The 18,972-nt window shown below is 58.8% G+C and carries 14 protein-coding genes; 3 read left to right on the forward strand and 11 right to left on the reverse strand.

Annotated features, from left to right (window positions below):
• Positions 1–202: 202 nt before the first annotated feature.
• The 3 genes from GOX66_RS15800 to GOX66_RS15810 form a co-directional block, all read right to left on the reverse strand.
• On the reverse strand, positions 203–541 hold the full coding sequence (locus GOX66_RS15800) for a carboxymuconolactone decarboxylase family protein (protein WP_170763702.1): 339 nt from the start codon (positions 539–541) through the stop codon (positions 203–205).
• A gap of 69 nt (positions 542–610) precedes the next feature.
• On the reverse strand, positions 611–1,264 hold the full coding sequence (locus GOX66_RS15805) for a DUF938 domain-containing protein (RefSeq protein WP_170763703.1): 654 nt from the start codon (positions 1,262–1,264) through the stop codon (positions 611–613).
• Positions 1,261–2,334, reverse strand: coding sequence for an NAD(P)/FAD-dependent oxidoreductase (locus tag GOX66_RS15810; RefSeq protein ID WP_170763704.1), 1,074 nt, complete (start codon positions 2,332–2,334; stop codon positions 1,261–1,263). The genes GOX66_RS15805 and GOX66_RS15810 overlap by 4 nt, the downstream gene beginning before the upstream one ends.
• Before the next feature lie 154 nt (positions 2,335–2,488).
• Here GOX66_RS15810 and GOX66_RS15815 point away from each other — a divergent pair, with 154 nt between their 5' ends.
• Positions 2,489–2,893, forward strand: a complete 405-nt coding sequence (locus tag GOX66_RS15815) for a hypothetical protein (protein WP_336509489.1) — start codon at positions 2,489–2,491, stop codon at positions 2,891–2,893.
• 3 nt (positions 2,894–2,896) lie between these two features.
• Positions 2,897–4,129 (forward strand): HlyD family secretion protein, encoded by a 1,233-nt coding sequence (locus tag GOX66_RS15820; protein WP_170763705.1) that lies wholly within the window; start codon positions 2,897–2,899, stop codon positions 4,127–4,129.
• Between the two features lie 46 nt (positions 4,130–4,175).
• Here GOX66_RS15820 and GOX66_RS15825 read toward each other — a convergent pair whose 3' ends face one another.
• The 8 genes from GOX66_RS15825 to xdhA all read right to left on the reverse strand — a co-directional run bounded on the left by GOX66_RS15825 (position 4,176) and on the right by xdhA (position 15,109).
• A complete protein-coding gene (locus GOX66_RS15825) occupies positions 4,176–5,543 on the reverse strand; it encodes an MFS transporter (RefSeq protein WP_170763706.1) in 1,368 nt (455 codons plus the stop codon).
• A 168-nt stretch (positions 5,544–5,711) separates the two neighbouring features.
• The gene (locus GOX66_RS15830) at positions 5,712–6,785 is read right to left on the reverse strand and encodes a BMP family ABC transporter substrate-binding protein (RefSeq protein WP_170763707.1); all 1,074 of its coding nucleotides are present in this window, start codon (positions 6,783–6,785) and stop codon (positions 5,712–5,714) included.
• A gap of 32 nt (positions 6,786–6,817) precedes the next feature.
• Positions 6,818–7,738: an ABC transporter permease gene (locus GOX66_RS15835; RefSeq protein WP_170763708.1), complete on the reverse strand. Its 921-nt coding sequence runs from the start codon at positions 7,736–7,738 to the stop codon at positions 6,818–6,820.
• 3 nt (positions 7,739–7,741) lie between these two features.
• On the reverse strand, positions 7,742–8,824 hold the full coding sequence (locus tag GOX66_RS15840) for an ABC transporter permease (RefSeq protein WP_170763709.1): 1,083 nt from the start codon (positions 8,822–8,824) through the stop codon (positions 7,742–7,744).
• A gap of 63 nt (positions 8,825–8,887) precedes the next feature.
• Positions 8,888–10,405, reverse strand: coding sequence for an ATP-binding cassette domain-containing protein (locus tag GOX66_RS15845; protein ID WP_170763710.1), 1,518 nt, complete (start codon positions 10,403–10,405; stop codon positions 8,888–8,890).
• Positions 10,402–11,337, reverse strand: a complete 936-nt coding sequence (gene xdhC, locus GOX66_RS15850; protein WP_170763711.1) for a xanthine dehydrogenase accessory protein XdhC — start codon at positions 11,335–11,337, stop codon at positions 10,402–10,404. Before xdhC ends, GOX66_RS15845 begins: the two co-directional genes overlap by 4 nt.
• On the reverse strand, positions 11,337–13,751 hold the full coding sequence (gene xdhB, locus GOX66_RS15855) for a xanthine dehydrogenase molybdopterin binding subunit (RefSeq protein ID WP_170763712.1): 2,415 nt from the start codon (positions 13,749–13,751) through the stop codon (positions 11,337–11,339). Before xdhB ends, xdhC begins: the two co-directional genes overlap by 1 nt.
• Entirely contained in the window at positions 13,748–15,109 is a 1,362-nt protein-coding gene (gene xdhA, locus GOX66_RS15860) for a xanthine dehydrogenase small subunit (RefSeq protein WP_170763713.1), read from the reverse strand. The genes xdhB and xdhA overlap by 4 nt, the downstream gene beginning before the upstream one ends.
• Positions 15,110–15,453: 344 nt before the next feature.
• On the opposite strand from xdhA, the gene dnaE reads away from it, so the two are divergent.
• A complete protein-coding gene (gene dnaE / locus GOX66_RS15865) occupies positions 15,454–18,954 on the forward strand; it encodes a DNA polymerase III subunit alpha (protein WP_170763714.1) in 3,501 nt (1,166 codons plus the stop codon).
• The last annotated feature ends 18 nt before the right edge of the window (positions 18,955–18,972 follow it).

Below are 18,972 nucleotides of genomic sequence, written 5' to 3' on the forward strand. Positions count from 1 at the left end.
TGTCCAAGGCTTGGCTTTTGATTTCAATCGGTTTGCTGACGATGCGCCAAGGATTGTCGTTTAGAGCTTTCGCTGAATGCGGGGCCGGGGATACGGCCTAGCGATCGGTTGTCCCGTTGGACCACCACCATGAACGGCCAGCGCGCACAAAAAAGGCGGCATCTGATGTCGCCGCCTTGGGAAAGCCGAAAACGCGTGGGTCTTATTGAGCGTTTAGTTCGTCAAAGCACTCCAGCGCTTTTGCGGCGTACATCATCGAAGGCCCGCCGCCCATTTGAATGGCCATGGCCAGTACGTCTGAAACCTCGTCCCGCGAGGCGGTAGCTTTGACCAAAGCTTCGGTATGTAGCGTGATGCATGGCTCGCACCGAACGGCGATTGACATGCCCAGTGCTATAAACTCCTTGGTTTTATAGTCGAGCGTTCCGCCTTGCTTAACCGCTGCGCCAAGTGCCCCGAAGGCGCGGGTTGCGTCTGGTAGCGCGCCGTTCAGATTGCGCAGCCCGTTGCGAGTGTCCTTGATCTTTTCCTGCCAGTTCATATCACTGTCCCAATAAATATTCCTCAAACGGAATATGTGGTGGAACTTTGGCCGCGACTTTGATCTCGATCAGATGTCGGATTTTTCCGCGACAAAGGCCAGATTGTTCGCAGGCATCTCGACAATTTCGACGATGCTCAGGTTGTGGGTCGTCAACAAGCCCGTAACGTCATCATCGTTTTTGTACCCGATTTCAGCGTCTTGCTGGACCAGCGCGTCATGAAATCGTCGGTCTCCGTCACTTATCAGTTGTCCTGACCGTTTGAACGGTCCGTAGAGAACAAAGCGTCCGTTAGAACCCAATGCTTGTGCGACCTCTGAGATCAGCGTCCTAGTTTCTGCCCAACTGATCAGATGCACAAGATTGATCAATACAATCAGGTTCTGATCTGCGAAATCCTTGTGCCATCCCCGCGCTGTTGCATTCAGATCGGCGGCCGCTGCCACCGTTGGCAATTCTGCGGCATAAGCGTTGATGCTATTGCGCCGTTCGGGATCGATTTCAGTCGGTTGCCAGTTCAGGTCAGGCAGATGCCGGGCAAATGCACAGACATGCTGACCCGTGCCGCTGGCAATCTCCAACGCCCGACCGGTCGATGGCGCGAATTGAACCAGAAGGTCACATAACGCATCCGAATTGCGGGTCGCCGCAGGGGCAACCAGACGACCACTTTGTCCTTCGGTTGCAACGCTGGCATTCGATGGAAGGGTTCTTTTGCTCATCGGCGGAGCCTTTCCGGGCTGAGGGCCGCAATGATCCCGGTATCCAGCTGAGATGGGGTACCGGTGGCCAGATCTGCAACCAATTGTGACGCGGCCGGCGCGGTCTGAAACCCGTAACCGCCCTGACCCGCCGACCAGATAAAGGAAGGGTCTGACGGATCAGGACCCAGCACCAGTGTTCCATCCGGTGCGAAACTGCGCAGTCCCGCCCACGTCGCCTCGACCCGCGTGACCGGTTCCGTGACCATCTCTTCGTATCGGGCCAGCCCCTCGGCCAGCACCATATCGTCGGCATAAGCGTCTTGCGGCGCAACCGGATCAGCCTCGGACGGAGAGACCAGCAGTTTGCCCGCATCGGGCTTGGCATACCAGCTTTCTCCTACCCCAAGCATCATGGGCCATCCTCTGACGTCATGCCCGCCCGGTGCAGGAATACGCGCCATTGATCTGCGTTTAGGGGTTATCCCGATCGGGGCGATCCCGGCGAGAACAGCAATTTCATCCACCCATGCTCCGGCGGCGTTGACCAGATTGCGAGCCTCAAACGTCTGGCCCGCCACGACGATCCATTGCCCATCTTTGCGAATTTCGGTGACCTTTTTTCGGATCAGAACATCGCCACCATTGCCTCGAATATTGCGTGCGAAATCCTGCAGCAACCTGTCCGTGTCGATGTCAAATGCAGAGTCGCTGACGGCTGCATAGCCAACTGTGTCAGGGTTCAGGATCGGTACACGAGCCAAAGCGTCTTCCGTCGCAATGACCTGCATGTTCAGGTCGGAGGAATCCTGGTCGAAGATCCTGCCCTGATCTTTTCTGCCGACCAACATCAAGCCGCGCGGGGTCAGGTAGCCGCCGTTTTCATCGCGCAGGAAACTGGCGCTGGCCTTGTTCAGCGCCACGACAGACGAAGGGCCATAGCTTTCTTCGAACAAGGCAGCCGAGCGCCCCGATGCGTGATAGCCGATGGCATCCTCAGCCTCAAGCACAGTCACCTTTCCATGGCGCGACAGCCGTGCTCCGGCGCTGAGGCCAGCAATGCCGCCGCCTATGATCAGGAAATCAATCATTTTTCTCCTTTTAGGTTTTGCACTCTGATCTTCGAGTAATTCCGTGGCGAAAACGCCTCCTACGCGCGCCCGAACCGTATCGGGAACTTTAAGCAGGCTTGAATTTGTGCATCAACCCATCCAAACAAGTGTAACGCAGAAACAGGAGGGCAGGGTGAGTACCGCAGATCTACACCCGATGGCCACGGGGCATATTCCGTCCTACGTGACCCAGGCGGACGGCAGTGATTTTCTTTTGACGTTCATGTTTGTTTTTACCGTTCTGGTGATCGTTCTGATCGGAGTGGGATACTTCACCCTTCATTCGATTCCCGAGAAAATCGCGCATGAATCCAACCACCCTCAGTTCCAGCTTGTAGGCATTCTGGCCTTGTTGGCGTTGTTTACCCATAACGGGTTGTTCTGGGTTGCCGCCATTCTTGTGGCCGGGTTCCAGTTCCCCGATGTCGCCGCGCCTTTGCGGGCCATAGCGGATGCCATCCGATCTTTGGGCCCGCAACGCCCCGAGGAAACCGCCTCGGCTCCGCCCACCGAACCCACCGCGCAGCAGGAGCCGTAAGACATGCTTGAGACATTGATGTGCGCGCTGGTGACGGTGCTGCCGGATTATCTTTTCCGCCGATTTGTGCAGGGTAAACGGATCGGGCATGAGATCACGCTGTTCACTATGTGGTACGAGCTGCGCTGGGGTTTGACCACCTGCGCCATTCTGGCGTTGACCGTGATCACGACGCTGTTTTATTTCCATCCATCCAGCAAGACTGCAGCCTCGTATTTCCGCACCGTGACGATCCTGCCGCAACTGGGTGGCCGGGTGTCCGAGGTCTACGTCGCCAACAACCAGCAGGTTGTCGCGGGTCAACCGATCTTCCGGATCGAGGATTTCACGCAAACCGCCATGGTCGAGGCGGCGCATGCGGAAATCGCGCAGGTTCAGGCCTCACTGAAAGTGGCGGAAACCGATCTGGCTGAGGCAGAGGCAGGTATCGCCGGTGCCCGTGCTGCTTTGGACCAGTCCCTTGAGGATCTGGAACGCAATACCACCCTGCGCGACGAAGGCTCGAGTGCGGTGCGACTGGCCGAGATAGACCGGTTGGAAAACCTGGTGGCCGAGCGTGAAGCCCAACTGAATGCCGCGCAGTCGCAACGCGCCGCTGTCATACAACAGATCGAAGAGCTGATCCCCGCCCAGTTGGCCAGTGCAAACGCGCAACTGGATGCGGCGTTGACCGAGCTTGAGAAGACCGTGATCAGCGCAGGCGTAACCGGTCGGGTCGAACAGTTCGGCCTGCAGGTCGGTGACTACGTCAGCCCTCTGCTTCGTCCGGCTGGTATTCTGGTGCCTTCATCCTCGGGGCATAACCGGTTTCAGGCGGCATTCAATCAGTTATCCGCCCAAGTCATCAAACCCGGCATGATCGGAGAACTGGGGTGTATGACAAAGCCGTTCACTGTTATCCCGATGGTTGTGGTCGAGGTTCAGGACGTGATTCCCTCGGGTCAGATCCGACCTACGGATGAACTGCGTGACGTACAGACCAACACCAACCCCGGATCAATTCTGGTTTATATGGAGCCTCTTTACAAAGGCATGACGGACGACATTCCACCTGGCAGTAACTGCCTTGCCAATGTCTACACCGACAATCATGAGAGACTGGAGCATGAAGATCTGGGTTTTTGGCAGGCCGCGTTTTTGCACGTCGTCGATACAATCGGCGTGGTGCATGCGGCAGGGCTGCGCCTGCGCCTGATCCTGATGCCGGTGAATACGCTTGTTCTGAGCGGTCACTGATCCGGACCATGCCCAATTGACCTCAGCCCGCCCCTGCGTCCCGATGTTACGTGGATGTGGGGGCGGGTGTCTTTTTTCTTTCAAGAGAGACGTAGGAAAAAGCCAGAACGCAAGCCGCGAAAGCCGCAACAAAGCAAAATACCATCGGGAATGAACCGGTGATGGCATAAACCGAACTGCCTAATGCCATTCCAACTGTGCCGCCCAAAAGCTGAAACGTCATGGATATGCCGCTCGCCTGACCGTGCAAATCCTGTGGAACGGAAAACATGATTGCGCGCCTTGGGGGGACGAAGAGGAAAGGTACGCAGCATCCCCACAGGAAGAAGCCCGCGTAAATCACTGCGGCGGTTTCCAGGTGCATACCAAGCGCAACCACGACGACGGCGACCGTACCCAGCGCGGTGCCGGTCAACGATGGCTGGCGAGTTCCGAAGCGATCCGCGATCTTTCCGGCCATGGGCGCGATAAAAATCTGCGGAATGGCAATCGGCAACAACGCAACGCCGGCCGCAAGGGGCGAATAGCCAAGCTGGGACTGAAAGCAGGACGCGCCGAATACGAACAGCGCAATCTTCCCAAACTGAGCGGTAAACAGGATCATATTCGACGCGGCAAAACTGGGATTGGTAAACAGGGAAATCGCGATCAGAGGTGCTGTTCGATTGCGCTCAACCCGTACAAAGAGAACCAGAAAGATCAGCCCTGTCACCAGTGCAACCAGAACTTCGGGCTGTGTCCAGCCGCGATCCGGGCCCTCCATGATGCCAAAGACAACAGCGGCCAGTCCGGGGACCAGCATCACAAGACCCTTCCAGTCAAACCCGTGCTCAGGCTGGTGCGGTGGATCGCTCCAGTACTTCCACGCGATTGCGGCCACAATCAGCACGATCGGAGGATTGACCCAGAATATCCAGCGCCACGAAAGGTATTCGGTCAGCAGACCCCCAACCAGAGGTCCCATCGACAGGAATATGGTCCCGATCCCGCCATAAAGACCCAAGGCAAGGCCGCGTTCCTTTTCGTCAAATGATTGGATCAAAACCACAAGCGACAGAGGAAAGATCAACGCCGCACCCAAGCCCTGAACGGCCCGTGCGGTGAGCAGAGAAAACCCGCTATCTGCGAATCCGCCAAGTGCTGAAGCAAGGCCAAAGATCACCAAACCTGTGCCCAGCAACACACGTATGCCCAGTATATCCCCCAGACGACCGGCGGCGCCTGCAAAGCAAGCCAGCACAAGCAGGTAGATGTTCACGACCCAATGCGCATCCAGTCGGGACAAATGAAGCTCGGCCCGGATCGTGGGGAGCGCGACGCTGACGACCGTTTCGTCCAGAAGAATGACGCCAAGGATAGCCCCCATTGCGCCAAGTATCCACCAGCGGCTTCGATCTTGTGCCTTGGTCTGCATCGGTTTTTTCGTTCCGCTCTGTGAGAGAAATACCCTTGGGACTATCAGGTCCGGTATGCCTTTGTTCGTCAAGGCTCCATGCGTTTATCTGAGTACTGAGCATACCTCCCGAGGAAGAAAAAAGGGCCGGCCAATTGGCCAGCCCTTCAATTCGTTCTGTTCTGCAGTTTACTGCGGAATTTCGCCTTCCAGCCCTTCGACGTAGAAGTTCATGCCCGCCAGGGTACCGTCATCAGCGGTCTCACCCTCGCCCAGCCAGTCGCTGCCGTCCTGCTTTTTCAGCGGGCCGGTGAAGGGGTGATAGCTGCCATCGGCCATGGACGCTTTCAGTGCCAGCGCCTCTTCCTTCACGTCGGCCGGAACTGCGTCCGTGATCTCACCGATCTCGACCATACCTTCCTTGATGCCGTCCCAGGTGTTCACGGTCTCCCACGAACCATCCATGACGGCCTGGGTGCGCGCGATGTAGTAGGGCGCCCAATTGTCGATGATCGAGCTGACGCGCGGCATCGGAGCGTATTCGCTCATGTCAGAAGCCTGACCAAAGGTGATCACGTTGCCCGCCTCTTGCGCGGCCGCCTGCGGCGCGGTCGAGTCGGTGTGTTGCAGGATCACGTCTGCACCCTGTTCGATCAGGACGCTGGCGGCGTCCGCTTCTTTAGCCGGGTCGAACCAAGTGTAGGCCCAGACGATCTTGAACTCGATATCCGGGTTGACCTTTTTGGCGTGGATGTAAGCCGAGTTGATGCCCCGGATCACTTCAGGGATCGGGTAGGAACCGATGTAGCCGACGGTATTCGATTCAGTCATCTTGCCAGCAATGTGACCCTGAACGGCGCGGCCTTCGTAAAAGCGGGCCGAGTAGACCGAAACGTTCGGCGCGGTCTTATACCCAGTGGCGTGTTCAAACTTCACGTTCGGGAACTTCTTGGCCACGTTGATGGTCGGATCCATGTAGCCGAACGAAGTGGTGAAGATCAGGTCAGCACCTTCCAGCGCCATCTGAGTCATCACACGCTCGGCATCGGGACCTTCGGGCACCGATTCAACGAATACGGTTTCGACTTTGTCGCCAAAGTGCTCTTCAACAGCCAGGCGGCCCTTGTTGTGTTCATAGGTCCAGCCGCCGTCGCCCACGGGACCGACATAGACGAAACCGACCTTGGTTTTGTCTTCGGCCACGGCGCCTGTCGCCAGACCCAGCGCCATGGCGGCGCTTGCCAAAAGTGATGTGAATTTCATGTGGTTACTCCCCAAGTTGGTAAAGTTGGCCTCTAGTGAGAGGCGTGGAAGATCCGGCCCAGTGAGGCAGGTGCGCTGCTCTTGTCGGCCGAAAGGATCACAAGCACAAGGATCGTGATGATATAGGGTGACATTGCCAGATACTCGACTGGAATGGCAACGCCCGCCGCCTGCAAATTAAGCTGCAACACGGTGATTCCACCGAACAAATAAGCCCCCAGCAATGCACGCCATGGCTTCCAGCTGGCGAAGACCACCAGTGCCAGAGCGATCCAGCCGACGCCGGCCGTCATGCCCTCGGTCCATTGGGGGACGCGGATCAGGCTGATATAGGCGCCGCCTAGACCGGCACATGCCCCCCCGAACAGGATCGCCATGATACGGATCTTGATGACCTTGTAGCCCAGAGCATGTGCCGCATCGTGGTTTTCGCCCACCGCGCGCAGGATCAGTCCGACGCGGGTGTATTTCAATGTCGCCCAGACCGCCGCAGTCAGCGCAATACCCACGTAGAGGATCGGGTCGTGCTGAAACAGGATCGGTCCGATCACAGGAATATCGCTGATCAGCGGGATGTGTATTTCCGCCATGTCAGGGGGTTTTACACCCACATAGCCCTGTCCCATCAGGGCGCTGAATCCCAGACCGAACAGCGTCAAGGCAAGGCCGCTGGCCACCTGATTGGCCAGCGCCACTTGTGTCAGCAGCACGAACAGCAAGGACAAGACCGCACCACCGATGGCCGCCGCGACAAAGCCCAGCCAGGGCGAGCCGGTCTCGACCGAGATGGCAAAGCCACTGATCGCGCCCACGATCATCATGCCCTCGACACCGAGGTTCAGAACGCCGGCTTTTTCCACGACCAGTTCTCCGATCGCGGCCAGCAGCAGAGGGGTTGCAGCCACCATCAGTGAGGCTACTAAAAGTACGGGATTGATTTCGCCAAGATCCATGGGTCACGCCACCTCGCTACGGGCCGCACGGATGCGGTAGTTTGTCAAAAGATCGAATGCCAGCAGGAAGAACAGCAGCATTCCCTGGAACACCTGAATGGCGGCGCCGGGCAGACCCAAACTGCTCTGCGCGATCTCGCCGCCGATATAAGTCAGCGCCATCAGGCCACCGGCCAGCAGAATGCCCACCGGGTGCAGGCGCCCCAGAAAGGCCACGATGATCGCGGTGAACCCATAACCCACGTTAAAGTCGATGCTGACCACGCCCGAAGGACCCGAGACCTCGAACATCCCCGCCAGCCCGGCCAATGCCCCGGACAGGCCCAGACAGAACAGGATCAGACGGGCCGGGTTCACACCCGCGAATTTCGCCGCTCGGGGCGCTTCGCCGGTAAGCCGGATGTGGAAGCCAAGCATGTGACGGTTCAGCAGGATATAGGAAAAGATCACTGCGATCAGGGCGGTCACGACCCCCCAGTGCATCCCAGATCCGGCGATCAGCTCGGCATTATGGGCGCTTTCATAAGCCTGCAGGTTACGTGAGCCGGGAAAGCCAAATCCTTCAGGGTTTTTCAGCAAACCCAGTGAAACTGAGGCCAGCATCTGCTCGGCCACGTAGACCAGCATCAGTGAGACGAGGATTTCGTTGGTGCCAAAACGCACCTTCAGAAAGGCAGGGATCATTGCCCAAAGCCAGCCGCCAAACGCTCCTGCAATCACCATGATCGGAAAGACATAGAATGCGTCCAGCGGATAAAATGCCAGACCCGCGCCAGCGCCAAAGATGGCGCCCATGATGTATTGCCCTTCGGCGCCGATATTCCAGATGCCCGCCCGAAAGCCCAATGAAAGGCCAATGGCGATCAGCACCAGCGGTGCGCCTTTCACCAGCAATTGCGGCCGGTAGAAGAACGAGAACTCACCAAACAGAGGCTCCCAAAAGATTGTGCCAATGGCCTCGATCGGGTTTTTGCCGAGAATGGCAAAAAGAATGCCGCCAAACACCATCGTCGCCAGCACCGCCACCAGGGGGGTCGCATAGGACCACGCCTTGGACGGCTGAGGCCGTTTCTCCAACACAATCATCACCTCATCCCCCCAAGTATTTCATCTTTTTGTAGTCTTTCTTGCCGAAAGCGGCCCGGTTGATCACACATGTGCCACCTCCATTCCATGCGCGCCGCCCATCATCAGGCCGACCTCGTCCACGGTCAGGCCCGTGGTTGGGCGTGGTGCGCTCAGCCGCCCTTCGTTCAGCGCGGCGAAACTGTCTGATATTTCCATCAGTTCATCCAGATCCTGACTGATGCAGACAACCGCGGTGCCCTTTGCCGCCAGATCAAGAATGGCCTGCCGGATCGAGGCCGCCGCCGCCGCATCCACTCCCCAGGTCGGTTGGTTCACCACCAGCACATCGGGGTTTTGCAACACCTCGCGTCCGATCACGAATTTCTGCAGGTTGCCGCCCGACAGCGACCGCGCCGCGTTTTCAGGCCCCGGTGTCCGCACGTCGAAATCCTTGATGATTTTCTCGGCAAAGCTCTTGGTCTCAGCCCATTTCAGAAAGCCGTTATTCTCCAATCCCTCCCGGACCGAGCCGGTCAGCAGGGCGTTTTCGGTCAGACTCATATCCGGCGCCGCCGCATGACCCAGGCGCTCTTCAGGTGCGGTCAGCACACCCAGCGTGCGACGCGCAGTAGGACCGAGCTTGCCAATTGGTTGGCCATTGAACTTGATCGCATCCGCCGTTGTCGGGATTTCACCCGAAAGTACCCCCAACAATTCGTCCTGCCCGTTCCCGGCGACGCCGCCAATGCCCAGTACCTCGCCCTTGCGCACCCTCATATGGACGTTCTTCAGCGCAGTTCCGAATTCCGATGGCGAGGGCACCGATAAGCCGCTGACATCCAGCGCAACCTCACCAAAGTCGCGGCCAGAGCGCTCCGGTGTCTGAAGGGTCGAACCCACCATCATTTCAGCCATATCCCGCGCCGAGGTCTCGGACGGAACACATTCGCCCACATTCTTGCCCAGACGCAGGATCGTGGCATGGTCACACAGCGTCCGGATTTCCTCCAGCTTGTGCGAGATATACAGGATCGAAGTGCCTTCGGACCGCAATTTATTCAGCGTTTCAAACAGGATCTCGACTTCCTGTGGCGTTAAAACCGATGTTGGTTCGTCCATGATCAGCAGCTTGGGGTCCTGCAGCAGGCAGCGAATGATCTCGACCCGCTGACGTTCGCCGGCAGACAGATCGCCAACAGTACGGAATGGGTCCAGCGGCAAACCATATGTCTCGGACACTTCGCGGATGCGCGAGGCCAGATCACCCATCGGGGGCGGATTCTCCATCCCCAACGCGATGTTCTCTGCCACGTTCAGTGCGTCGAACAACGAGAAATGCTGGAACACCATCGCGATTCCGTCTGCCCGGGCCGCGCGGGGTTCAGGCGGCGCAAAGGGCTGTCCGCGCAGCAGCATTGTGCCGCTGTCGGGTTTCACCAGCCCGTAGATCATTTTCACCAGCGTGGACTTTCCTGCGCCGTTCTCGCCCAGCAGGGCGTGAACTTCACCTTCGCCGATGTCAAAGGACACCTGGTCATTGGCCACGACGCCGGGATAGGCTTTGGTCAGCCCTTGCAAGCTTAGAAGTGGAGTGGTCACGCGCTCAGGTCCTTCTTCAAGTCATTCTGCCGGGCCGGGCGCAGGATATGCGCTGCGACGCCAACGGCGATCATCTGCGGGTGTTTGCCCAGCGACGGGTCGCCAATTGGGCAGGTGATCCGGCTAATCCGTTCGGGCGGATGCCCGAGGGCCGCCAGCCGCGACCGGAATCGCGCCCATTTCGTAGCCGAGCCGATCAGCCCCGCAAAGCGAAAATCGTGCGAAAGCAGCCTGTTGCACAGTTCCAGATCCAGATTGTGTGAATAAGTCAGCACCAGATGCTCGGCATCGTTTGGCGCATGGCGTACCAGTTCGGCCGGTTTGGCGGCTGGCACGACGGTCACACCGTTTGGCACCGTGTCCGGGAATCGCTCGGGCCCGGTGTCGACCCAGGTGATCGCCAGATCAGGCAAGGGCGACAGCACATCGACCAGAGCTCGACCCACATGCCCAGCCCCCCAGATCCACAGATTGCGGGCGGGTTGGTGAACCGGCTCGACCATCCAGCCATCAACCAGTTGGGAATCTGGTTCAACGCCTTGACCGCGCGCCTGCGCCAGCAGGCGCTTGACCGACAGGGGCATTTCGCTCTTGGAAACCGGGCGGGCGATTATCTTATCGTCCAGCCTGTCCACTGCATCCAGGTCATAGACCTCGCTGAACAATGTCACCGCGCCGCCGCAGCACTGACCAAGATCGGGGCCAAGGGCGTGTTGTGTCAGGCGCGACGGTGCCGTTTGAGTTCTTGCAGCCTCGGTCGCCTGAAATTCCAGCGTACCGCCACCAATGGTACCGGATTGCCCATCCTCCCAAACAAGCATAGCAGCACCAATTTCGCGGGGGGACGATCCCTTGATCCCGGCGATAACCACCCGGACCACTTTTCCGTGGGTTTTGACCGCCTCCCTCAAAGCCTCCCGATCAAATCCCATCAGGTACCTCCTTTTACCCTTTGGATACCGCGCCAAACTTCCTCGGCTGTGGCTGGGGCATCCAATGCCGGATAGCTGTCCCCGCAGGCCGCCACCGCGTTCGACAAGGCCAGCCAGGCTGAAATACCCAGCATGAATGGCGGCTCTCCGACTGCTTTCGAGCGGTAGATCGTGTCTTCACGGTTTGCGCCATCCCAGAGAGCCACGTTGAAGATGTCGGGCCGATCCGAGCAGGCAGGGATTTTGTAGGTCGACGGCGCGTGGGTTTGCAGGTTGCCCTTGCCGTCCCAGACCAGTTCCTCGGTTGTCAGCCAGCCTGCACCCTGGACATAGCCGCCTTCGACCTGTCCGATGTCCAGCGCCGGGTTCAGTGACGCGCCTGCGTCATGCAGGATGTCCGTACGAAGGATGCGGTTTTCACCAGTCAGCGTGTCGACTGCGACCTCGGTAATCGACGCGCCATAGGCGAAGTAAAAGAACGGGCGACCGCGGCCTTTGATCCGGTCCCACTCGATCTTGGGAGTCTTGTAGAACCCAGTTGCCGACAGGCTGACGCGCCCCTGATAGGTCAGCGCTGCGGCCTCGGCAAAGCTGTATCGCTCTTCGCCAACCGAAACATGGCCATTAGAAAAAGTCACAGTGGACGGATCTGCCTGATGCCGTTGGGCCAGATAATCGGCCATCCGGGCGCGGATCGTATCGCACGCCGCCTTGACCGCCATGCCGTTCAGGTCACTGCCCGAGGACGCCGCCGTCGCCGACGTGTTCGGCACCTTCGCAGTATCGGTGGCGGTGATCTTTACCATCTCGGGCGGTATGCCAAAGCGCGAAGCTGCCACCTGGGCCACTTTCTGGAACAGGCCCTGGCCCATCTCGGTGCCGCCATGGTTCAGGTGGACCGAGCCGTCCTGATACACATGCACCAGCGCACCCGCCTGGTTGAGATGCGTCAGCGTAAAGGAAATGCCGAATTTGACCGGAGAGAATGCGATACCCTTCTTGATGACGGAATTCTCAGCGTTCCACTTCTCGATGGCTGCTTTGCGGGACGCATAGTCGCTGGACTTGAGCAACGTTTCTGTCATTCCATGCAGTTCGAAATCGGTGACTTCCATACCGTAGGGCGTAGTGTTGCCGTCAGCAGGGACCGGTCGGACGGGCGGGGCGGTTTTCACCTGTTCAACCCTTCCGGGGCTTGTCAGCTCTTCATGTGGATCGACATGGCCCAGCGGGCGCTCGGGCAGGTGGGGGATGTTCATAACCGGCGTATGGGCAGGTTCGTAATAGTTGCGGCGCCGCAGTTCGACGGGGTCCAGGCCCAGCTCATACGCCGCGTGATCCATCACCCGTTCAATAGCAATCATACCTTGCGGACCACCGAATCCGCGATAGGCGGTGGCAGACTGGGTATTGGTCTTCAGCCGGTGGCTTTCGATCCGGGCGTTCGGCAGCAGATAGGCGTTATCCGAATGCAGCATCGCACGGTCCGCGACGGGCAGGGACAGGTCCTGCGCCCAACCACAAATGGCGTATTGCAGGAAGGAAACGCCCTGAATATGGCCATGCACATCAAATCCGGCGCGGTAGGAAATCCGGAACGCGTGGCGCTTGCCGGTAATAGTCATGTCATCATCGCGGTCATAGCGCATCTTGCAGGCCTTGCCGGTCGCGCGGGCCGCTATGGCGCAAGCGACAGCCAGCGCGTTGCCCTGACTTTCCTTGCCGCCGAACCCTCCACCCATGCGGCGGGTTTCAACCCGGACAGCGTGCATCGGAACGCCCAGAGCGTCCGCGACTTTGTGCTGAATCTCTGTCGGGTGCTGGGTCGAGGAATGCACCAGCATGTCCACGCCTTCATTGGGCACGGCCAGCGCGGCCTGGCCCTCCAGATAGAAATGTTCCTGCCCGCCAAGTTCGAACCCGCCTTCGATGACATGGGCGGACCCGGCGATAGCGGTATCCACATCGCCTTTTGCGTAGATGCGTGGGCCTTCCTCAAACCGGCTGTCTGCCGCCAGAGCTTCTTCGATCGTAAGGATCGGAGTTTCTTCGGCGTAGTCGACCTTGCCCAGTCGCGCCGCCTTTCGGGCTGCCAGATGGCTGGTAGCGACTACCAGGAATACTGGCTGGCCAATATAGTGAATGGTTCCGTCCGATAACAATGGTTCGTCATGGATCGATGGTGATACGTCGTTGGCGAAAGGCAGGTCATCGGCGGTCATCACCATAACGACCCCTTCGGCGGCTTTCACCGCGGACAGGTCCATCGCCGTGATCTTGCCCTTGGCAATCGGGCTGAGGCCGAAAGCCAGATGTAACGACCCTTTGGGCGTCGGGATGTCGTCCACGTAGCGGGCGGTGCCGGACACATGCAAGGGTGCTGCGTCATGGGGGAGGGGATTGGTTACACTCATGCCGACACCTCCAGAACGTTTGTCGTTTCGCCCTGATCCTCAAGGAAGTACCGCTCGAGCATCGCCTTGGCGGTCTCCAGACGGTAGGTGGCCGAGGCGCGCATGTCCGTTAGTGGCGTGAAATCCTTGGCAAAAGATGGCAGCGCGGCTTGAATGGTTTCGTGCGTCCACGGCTTGCCGATCAGTGCGGCCTCGACGTTGGTTGCTCGTTTCGGAATGGCGGCCATGCCTCCAAAGGCGATGCGCGCCTGCGTGACAGTGCCGTCCGAAACGGTAATGTAGAAACACCCGCAGACGGCCGAAATATCCTGATCGAACCGTTTGCTGAGCTTGTAGGTTTTCAGACGATCTGTCTGACGCGGGAAACTGACCGCTTCGACGAACTCGCCGGGGGCACGGTCTTGCTTGCCATAGTCGATGAAGAAATCTTCCAGCGGGATCGACCGGCGCGCGTCACCCTTGCGCAGATGCAATGTCGCGCCCAATGCAATCAGCGCGGGCGGATTATCCCCGATGGGTGAGCCATTGGCGATGTTTCCGCCGACGGTGGCCGCGTGGCGCACCTGAACGCTGGCGTAACGGCGGATCATCTCGGCATAGGAGGGGTGAAGCCCGGCCAATGCCCCACCCATGCGGTTCATGTCGACCATGGCGCCGAAACGGATTTCGTCATCGGTGATGGCGATCTCTTTCAAATCGTCGCAACGGTTGAGGAAAATCACCGGGTCCAGATCGCGCAGCTGCTTGGTGACCCAGAGGCCCACATCGGTTGCGCCTGCGACCAGCGTGGCATCCGGGCGCTTTGCGTAGACTGCGGCCAATTCGTCGGATGAGCCGGGCAGCATCGACGACGTGGCCTGTGGGGCGACCGGCTTGTCCTTGACCCATACGGGTACGGGATGCTCCTCGGCCGCTTTCGCCGCTCGGATGATCGGCGCGTAACCTGTGCATCGGCACAGGTTCCCCGCAAGCTGTGTGTCGTGATCCGTCGCGCCATTGGTGTGGCTTGCAACCATCGACATAACAAACCCGGGTGTGCAGAAACCGCATTGTGAACCATGCAGGTCTACCATCGCCTGCTGTGCCGGATGGGCCTCTCCGTTCGGACCGCTCGCACCTTCGACAGTGCGCACCGCTTTGCCGTGCAGTTGAGGCAGGAACAGGATGCAGGAATTCAGAGCTTTAGCGCCGCCCTCGTCCGTCACCATAACGGTGCAGGCCCCGCAGTCGCCTTCGTTGCAGCCTTCTTTGGTGCCGGTCAGGCCGCGATCCTCGCGTAGCCAATCCAGCAGGGTTGCGGTTGGATCGACATCCGACAACTCCACTGTCTCTCCATTCAGAAGAAACGTGATATTCATACGAGAAACCCGTCGCCTTACCTGGTTTCGCCCTGTGGTGCCCTCCTTCGATGCGACGTAGAAAGAGAAGCGGGCCGGTGGCTTACCATCAGATGTTAGAAACAGCATGCGTGATCTGGCAAGAAAAACTGCCTGCATGATGTATCATTACGCCTCGACGGCAGTTGATTATTGCACAAGTTTAGTGGCCAGTCGGTTGAAACCAAAGCGTTTTCTGTTCCAAGCGATTCAAGCCTGCCGAAGCACCTTCTAAAAAAACCGAATAATCATGGCAGGTTTTTAAAGCGTTTCGAAGCTGCGGTTACCGCTTTTGCCGCGCCGCTGGCTGGGATAGCGTAGGCGTTATGAGCAGTACTCCTCGATTCATTCATCTCCGCGTTCACACTGAATATTCCCTGCTGGAAGGCGCCGTGCGGCTGAAAAAGCTGCCGGGTCTGTGCGAGAAGATGCGGATGCCCGCCGTCGCGGTCACAGATACCAACAGCATGTTCTCGGCTCTGGAGTTTTCGGTCACCGCTAGCGGGACTGGGGTACAGCCGATCATGGGCTGTCAGGTCGATCTGACCTACGTTCAGGCGCAACCGGGTGAAAAGCCCAAACTGCCTGCGCCGCTGGTGCTGTTGGCGCAGTCCGAGGTCGGTTACGAAAACCTGATGAAGCTCAGCTCTTGCCTATATGTGGACAAAGGCGGGCAACTACCGCAAGTGACGCTGGAGGAACTTTCTGAACGGTCGGATGGTCTGATTTGTCTGTCTGGCGGTCCGGATGGGCCTGTGGGTCGATTGCTGCAACTAGGTCAGCGCCCGGTTGCCGAGGCCTTGGTGGATCGGCTGGCCGCGATGTTCCCGGATCGCCTCTATATCGAACTTCAGCGCCATCCCGGCGAGGGTGGGCAGCCTGAGGCTGAACGCCTGACTGAGCGTGGCCATGTCGAGATGGCTTATGCCAGGAATCTGCCGCTGGTGGCCACCAACGACGTCTATTTCCCGACCTCGGACATGTACGAGGCGCATGATGCACTGATCTGTATTGCCGAGGGCGCCTATGTCGACCAGCAGGACGGCCGCCGCCGTCTGACTGCGCAGCACTATTTCAAGTCGCAGCAGGAAATGGTCACTCTGTTTGCAGACTTGCCCGAGGCCATCGAGAACACGGTCGAGATTGCCAAACGCTGCGCCTTCATGGCCTATCGTCGCGATCCGATCCTGCCCAAATTCGCCGATGACGAGGTTGCCGAATTGCGCCGGATTGCAAATGAAGGCTTGCAGAAACGTCTGGCGGTTATCCCACATGCGGTGACGCCTGAGGAGTACCAGGAACGGCTGGATTTCGAACTGGGCATCATCGAAGGCATGGGGTTTCCCGGTTACTTCCTGATCGTTGCGGACTTTATCCAATGGGCCAAGGATCACGACATTCCGGTGGGGCCGGGACGGGGCTCGGGTGCGGGGTCTCTGGTGGCCTACGCGCTGACGATCACCGACCTTGACCCGCTGCGTTATTCGCTGCTGTTCGAGCGGTTTCTGAACCCCGAACGGGTTTCAATGCCCGATTTCGACATCGACTTCTGCATGGATCGCCGCGAAGAAGTGATCCGCTACGTGCAGCAGAAATACGGGCGCGACAAGGTGGGGCAAATCATCACCTTTGGTGCTTTGCTGTCGAAGGCCGCCGTGCGCGATATCGGGCGGGTGCTGCAAATGCCCTATGGGCAGGTGGACCGTCTGTCCAAGATGATCCCTGTTGAGGGTGTGAAACCTGTCTCCATTGAAAAGGCACTGAAAGACGAGCCCCGACTGCGCGAAGAGGCGCGCAGCGAAGAGGTGGTGGATCGTCTGCTCACCTACGGCCAGCAGGTCGAAGGGCTGCTGCGCAACGCCTCGACCCACGCGGCGGGCGTGGTGATTGGGGATCGCCCGCTGGACGCGCTGGTGCCGCTCTATCAGGACCCTCGGTCCGACATGCCTGCGACCCAGTTCAACATGAAATGGGTGGAACAGGCCGGGCTGGTGAAGTTCGACTTTCTGGGCCTGAAGACGCTGACCGTGATCCAGAACGCGATGGATCTGATCTTCAAATCCGGGCGTCCCCTGCATGTCGCGGCCGATGGTACAGAACTATATGAACCCGCGGACGGGGCCGAAAACCAGATCAACGCGATCCCGCTGGATGACGAGGCGACGTATAAGCTCTATTCGGCGGCCAAGACGGTAGCGGTATTCCAGGTGGAATCCTCGGGCATGATGGACGCGCTCAAGCGCATGAAGCCGACGTGCATCGAGGATATCGTGGCCCTTGTGGCGCTTTACCGTCCCGGTCCGATGGAGAACATTCCGACTTATTGCGAGGTCAAGAACGGGCTGCGCAAGATTGAATCCGTCCATCCCCTGATCGACCACATCCTTGAGGAAACCCAAGGTATCATCGTCTATCAGGAACAGGTGATGCAGATCGCGCAGGTGATGGCGGGATATAGCCTTGGTGGCGCCGACCTGCTGCGCCGCGCGATGGGTAAAAAGATCAAAGAGGCAATGGACGCCGAACGCCCGAAATTCGAGAAAGGCGCGGGTGAGAATGGCGTGGATGCTAAGAAGGCCAGTGAAGTCTTCGACCTGCTGGAGAAATTCGCCAACTACGGCTTCAACAAATCCCACGCCGCCGCCTATGCGGTGGTGAGCTATCAGACCGGTTGGCTGAAGGCGAACCACCCGGTCGAGTTCATGGCTGGCGTCATGAATTGCGATATTCACCTGACAGACAAGTTGGCGGTCTATTTCGAGGAGGTTCGCAAGGGACTTGAGCTGCCCTATGTGCCGCCGTGTGTGAACCGTTCGCTGGCGACGTTCGACGTGGTGAACGGTGAGTTGGTCTATGCGCTGGGCGCGCTCAAGAATGTGGGTGCCGAGGCGATGAATCTGGTCGTAGAAGGGCGGGGCGACAAGCCGTTCGTGAACCTGTTCGACTTCGCGCGTCGGGTCGATCTGAAGAAGGTTGGCAAACGCCCGTTGGAAATGCTGGCACGAGCCGGGGCGTTCGACCAGTTGGACAAGAACCGTCGCCGCGTGTTCGAAAGCCTGGATCCGTTGGTGCAATATTCGGCAGCGATCCATGATCAGAAGAACTCGAACCAGGTGTCGCTGTTTGGTGAGGCTGGGGACGATCTGCCGGAACCCCGCTTGTCGACGACGCCGGACTGGCTGCCGGCCGAGCGCCTGAGTGAAGAATTCAAGGCCATCGGCTTTTATCTCTCCGGCCATCCTTTGGACGACTACATGCCCGCGCTGAAGCGCAAGCAGGTTCTGACGCTGGACGAGGTGATGGAGAAGGCGCGCTCTGGTCCATTGATCGCCAAGATGGCCGGTGTTGTCGCCGGACGACAGGAACGCAAATCCGCGCGCGGCAATCGTTTTGCCTTTGCCCAACTCTCGGATCCAACCGGGGCTTATGAGGTCACGCTGTTCTCGGAAACGCTGGAGAAATCGCGCGAGTTCCTGGAAACCGGAGCCCAGGTGGTTCTGACCGCCGAAGCGACGATGGAATCCGACCAACTCAAACTGTTGGGTCGGTCTGTTGGGCCGGTGGATTCTGTCGTGGCCGAGGCCGGTGCAACCGGCTTGCGTATCTTCGTGGACGAACCACAGGTATTGCCTACTGTTGCCAAAGTCCTGGAAGACGCCGCCGGCGTGGCCAAGGGCGCGTCTAAGGGCCCGATCCACTTGTGCCTGCTTGATCCGAGTCTACCGGGTGACGTGGAAATGGATCTGGGGCAGGATTTCCCGATCAACCCTCAGATCAAAGGGGCGATCAAATCGCTGGATGGGGTGATGTCGGTCGAGGAAATCTGAGCCACCGTTTTGTTGCCA

This window comes from Ruegeria lacuscaerulensis (assembly GCF_013031245.1).
GTDB lineage: Bacteria > Pseudomonadota > Alphaproteobacteria > Rhodobacterales > Rhodobacteraceae > Ruegeria > Ruegeria lacuscaerulensis_C.